The organism is Xenorhabdus beddingii, assembly GCF_002127545.1.
Taxonomy (GTDB): domain Bacteria; phylum Pseudomonadota; class Gammaproteobacteria; order Enterobacterales; family Enterobacteriaceae; genus Xenorhabdus; species Xenorhabdus beddingii.
This window is the reverse complement of the sequence record NZ_MUBK01000059.1, coordinates 1-4,556: the sequence shown is the minus strand read 5'-3', so window position 1 is coordinate 4,556 and position 4,556 is coordinate 1. Positions and strand designations below refer to the sequence as shown.

Sequence of the window (4,556 nt, the reverse complement as noted above, 5' to 3'; positions counted from 1 at the left end):
GGCATCAAGCGGGAGATGATAGCCATACAGGTTGATGTCATTGCAGAGCAAGGTTTGCAAACGACGACGTTTCATGCCACGGATCACAGGAGATTCATTTTTCCAAAAATACCCATGATGAACAATGACGGCATCCGCTTCCAAGCGAACCGCTTCGTCCAATAATGCCTGACGGTTTTGCCTTTCAGACAGAAACACCGAGCATGGAAACAGGGAGGATGGGGAAAAAAAAATGTGATGAAATAAAGAATTATTTTTGCATTTAACTCGCCATGCAATTCAAATGTAATCATATGACATAATATAATTTATTAAGGAAAATGGTCAAATAAAGCAATGTTATTATTTTAAACAATAACATATTCAAATGCTATTTTTACACTTAAGAAAGTAACAAAATAAAACTATACCTATCAGTAATTAATTTAAAAAAATCACATCCGCGAATGACTTAATTTAATGTAAAAATAACGAAAATTCATTTCCACCATTGACATAATTGTTTTGTTAATTTATAAATGTAAGTCTTTAAATTTAACAAAAAATAAACACCATGAATACAAAAGTGAAAGAGTCAAAATTTTATATAGTGCTAAGATTTTATTTATTGCTTATATTTTTATATTTTAGTGACATGACTATCTTGCTAAGTATGATATGGGCTTCATATAAAATAACCAACTCATCATCATTTCTTGGAATTATATTATCCATCAGTATTATCATTCCATTTGCTATAAAAAAATTTTTCCCTAAAATTGATTTGCTAAAACTCGGAATGAGAAAACTATTTTTTCTAAGAATAGTTATTTACTCCATTTTTTTAATTTCTTATTACAATGGTTTTCTTACAGATAAATATGGATTCACTTTGCTTTCTATATTTTTAGGAATTCTAAATCTGTCTACCTTGAGCACTTTTGAATCAACAAATGCTAAGCTAGTTATAAGTGGGTATATTTCTAAAAAATACGCATCACGTATTATGCAAACCGTATTACAAGTTGGAGCTTTTTCTGGCGCTTTAATTGGTGGTAATTTGTTAAATAAATATTCTTTTTCTGATATTATTCTTTGGATTTCCATTCTGGATATTATTGTATGCTTTTTAGGTTTTTGGGTTTATATAAATCCAATTGTTAGTCAAACTGATAGTAGTAACTCTGTAACTTATTCAAATAGTAGTAAAAAGTCCAAATATATACCATTATGTATATCGTTAGGCCTAATAGGATTACATATATCTGCATTCAATATACTAACACCCGTAATATTCCAGAAAATAAATCTATGGGATTCCACTATGTTTGGTTTAGCCAGTGGTCTAGCTGGTGTTGGTGCATTTTGTGCAGCTTTTATAAATATAGATAAATTTAAATATTTATTACCATCTATATCTATTATTATTTTTGATATTTTATTTTGCTTTTCATCAAATCAATTTATAAGCATTACAGCATGTTTCTTTATTGGATTTTCCATCAATACCGTAAGAATAAATATACGTGATGATTTAATATCATTATCAAATAACAACCAAGAAGCAGAACATATGGGGGCTTTAAGTGCAACTTACTATTCTATATTTCAAGCAACTACGCCAATGGCAGTAGGATTTCTTGTAAGCGATTATATGATTGGCGTATCTTTAGCTCCATATTTATTGCCTTTAGCTGGGATTATTATTTTGTTGTCTGCATTAATAAAATCAAACAAAGATATTAATTGAGACATATATTATGAAAAGAAGAAATATTTTAATAGTTGATCCTTTTTCAACTGGTTCATTTTATGCCCCCATATTATCAAAACAAGGATTTGATTGTTATAGCATATGTTCTTCCGAACATATAACAGCTTATTATTTAAATTCTTATACCGGAGATGGATTTATTAATAAGAAAATGCTCTCACCAGAAGACGCTGTATCAAATTTCAATAAAGATTCTATATTTTCAATCATTTCTGGTTCAGAAACAGGAATTGCAGTAAGTGATAAATTATCAAAAGAGTTTGGTGTATATGGGAATGACCCTGATACATCCTTTCTCAGGAGAGATAAATATTTTATGCAAAAAAAACTTAAGGAAGAAAACCTTTCTTATATAAACACAGAAGTAATATCGAGATATAATTATGACATCTCTCATTTACCAGATTATAATGGGTATGTAATAAAACCTTGCAATTCAGCAGGAACGGATGGTGTAATATTTTGTAAATCAAAATTAGATTTAAAAGAAAATATCAAAAATATATTATGGGGAGAAAGAAATATAACAGGCGAGTTAAACGATAATTATTTGATTCAAGAATTTATTTTCGGTGATGAATATGTTGTTGACATGATTTCCGACAAAGGAAAAACATATGTATCATCTCTTTGCAAATATTCTAAAGGAAAATATAATGGATTCAATTTTGTATATGAAAGTTTAGAAATATTAGATCCCTCTGACTCTAGATTTGATTTTATAATATCATATAGTTTGCAGTGTGCGAATGCTCTAGGATTTTATTTTGGTCCAATACATATGGAGCTAATATTATCTAATAAAGGGCCTGTTATGATAGAGGCAGGCGCTAGATTACATGGTGGGATAGCTCCTCTAATTTTCGAAAAATGCTATGAAAATGATTTACTTAATACTGCAATATCCCTATATTCAGGTCTCAACCTTAGCAACAAGCATTCAAAAAAAATAAAACATGGAAAAATTGTATTTCTTATAAATGAAAATGATAAAGCCATAATAATTAATAAAGATGAACTATTTTCTCAATTCAATAAAGTTGAGTCATTTTCTTTAGGAAAAATTCTTTATAAAGAAGGAGAATATCTACCTCTAACAAAAGATTTACTTACTTGTCCAGGTATAATTTGTTTAATCAACGATAATTTGAATGATTTAATTCATGATGAAGCTATCATAAGGGAAATATTTAATAATAAAACAGCGAGGATAGTATGATATACTCTAAAAGCCAAATAGAAGAAAATGAAAACATATTATCAGAATGGGAGAAAGTTATTTTTTCTGAGTTTTCATCCTTAATGAACAATGAAAAAAGACCATTCCCTTGTTTATTTGGTGTAAATGGTTTTAAGCAGGATATGCTAAGATTTTCTTTCCATGAGGAATTAAATGCAAAGAGTATTTTCAATGATTTAAAGGATTATTTAAAAAATGCTAAGAACTATGGTATAAATACTTCATTTGTTGCTTTTGAAAAACCTTCTTCTATTAAAGAAGTAAATTATTATTATGATAAGTTCTGGAATTTACTAAATCAATTATCTACTCTTGATAATATCAAGTGGCCAAGTGATCTACCTAAAAAATTAGATGATCCTAAATGGGAATTCTGCTTTAATGGTGAGCCAATGTTTGTGGTTTGTAATACACCTGCCCATATATTCAGGCAAAGCCGCCGTAGTAGTACTTTTATGTTAACTTTTCAACCTAGGTGGGTTTTTGATGGAATATTAGATACAGATAAAAAAGCACAAAGTGCTTTTAATTCTGTAACGAAAAGGTTGATGCCATATGATCTTATAAATAAGTCCCCATTCTTAGGTAAATATGGGAATCATAATAATAGAGAATGGAAGCAATATTTCTTAGATGATCTAAATAATGAAATGAAATGCCCATTTCACCAATTATCAAATAACGAAGAGAAATCATGAATGAATATTAAATTTGATTTCATTGAAATAAATAATCCTTATAAGTTATTATATAGTATGCTTCCAAATCAAGGATGCTTAGAATTTCAAAGAGATTCTCCTTTTAAAGAACACAAATGGCATACTCATAGCAATGATGAAACTTTACTTATTTTAGAAGGGGAAATGGAAGTCTATTATGAAGAAGGCTCAAAAATCTGTAGCGCTGGAGATATTATTTATCTTCCATCGATGAAAAAACATGGTTCAAAAGCTTTGTCTAATGGAGCTGTGTATGCCATCGCAACGGAGTTTATCGATTTTAATGTTTAAACGGATTTTAACTGCATTATATGATTGATAAATCTCATGCCGTTTAAAAATTAATAATGTTCATTATACTTTGCAATAATAATTTAAATGACTTGATTTTTGATTAGATAATTACCCGGCAATATCATTCTCTATAATTGATATTGCCATATTAAATTTAAACCCGAAAAATATACAAATTAAATTTTTTCAGAGCAATATAGAGAACTAGGATCATGATCAAAAAAAGATATTAATATACGTTTATTCCGAGGATATGGAAATCCCTAAAACAATTACAATCTCACTGACGCGCTGCGCTTGTCTTCTCAGTGTTATCGGGCTAATGAATTAGCCCGATAACACTGATCACTAAAAAAGGGGTCATGACTCCAAAGCGTTATAATGATGTTTTTCGATATATGTCCCAATAAGTTTTTCATGAATTTCTATCGGGCGTGAGTAACAAATTGTCCTTCTTGCCAGCCGTTTGATATGGATACGCAAATTGAGATTATGCCGCTCGATACGTTGGGTCAAAATTTTTCCCACCAAATGCTTTTCTGGCTCGACT

The 4,556-nt window shown here is 29.5% G+C and carries 5 protein-coding genes and 1 pseudogene; 4 read left to right on the top strand and 2 right to left on the bottom strand.

Annotation, left to right across the window (positions count from 1 at the left end):
• Positions 1-171: pseudogene (locus Xbed_RS17895) on the bottom strand (Nif3-like dinuclear metal center hexameric protein); the annotation flags it as partial.
• Positions 172-565: 394 nt separating this feature from the next.
• Here Xbed_RS17895 and Xbed_RS17890 point away from each other — a divergent pair.
• From Xbed_RS17890 to Xbed_RS17875, 4 genes are read left to right on the top strand one after another with little or no spacing between them, the layout of a single operon-like run.
• Positions 566-1,729 carry an MFS transporter gene (locus tag Xbed_RS17890; RefSeq protein WP_139837534.1) on the top strand — a complete coding sequence of 388 codons (1,164 nt, stop codon included), beginning with the start codon at positions 566-568 and terminating at the stop codon, positions 1,727-1,729.
• 10 nt (positions 1,730-1,739) lie between these two features.
• Positions 1,740-2,972, top strand: a complete 1,233-nt coding sequence (locus Xbed_RS17885; RefSeq protein ID WP_086114194.1) for an ATP-grasp domain-containing protein — start codon at positions 1,740-1,742, stop codon at positions 2,970-2,972.
• On the top strand, positions 2,969-3,691 hold the full coding sequence (locus tag Xbed_RS17880; RefSeq protein WP_086114193.1) for a YqcI/YcgG family protein: 723 nt from the start codon (positions 2,969-2,971) through the stop codon (positions 3,689-3,691). The genes Xbed_RS17885 and Xbed_RS17880 overlap by 4 nt, the downstream gene beginning before the upstream one ends.
• Positions 3,692-4,003 carry a cupin domain-containing protein gene (locus Xbed_RS17875; RefSeq protein ID WP_086114192.1) on the top strand — a complete coding sequence of 104 codons (312 nt, stop codon included), beginning with the start codon at positions 3,692-3,694 and terminating at the stop codon, positions 4,001-4,003.
• Positions 4,004-4,366: 363 nt separating this feature from the next.
• On the opposite strand, the gene Xbed_RS17870 is transcribed toward Xbed_RS17875, so the two are convergent.
• On the bottom strand, positions 4,367-4,556 hold a 190-nt coding region (locus tag Xbed_RS17870), incomplete at its 5' end, for an IS1 family transposase (protein ID WP_244182546.1).

Excerpts from the sequence above, each read along its gene's own strand:
- Xbed_RS17885 (WP_086114194.1), top strand. The coding sequence starts at position 1,740 with ATGAAAAGAAGAAATATTTTAATAGTTGATCCTTTTTCAACTGGTTCA.
- Xbed_RS17880 (WP_086114193.1), top strand. The coding sequence starts at position 2,969 with ATGATATACTCTAAAAGCCAAATAGAAGAAAATGAAAACATATTATCA.
- Xbed_RS17875 (WP_086114192.1), top strand. The coding sequence starts at position 3,692 with ATGAATATTAAATTTGATTTCATTGAAATAAATAATCCTTATAAGTTA.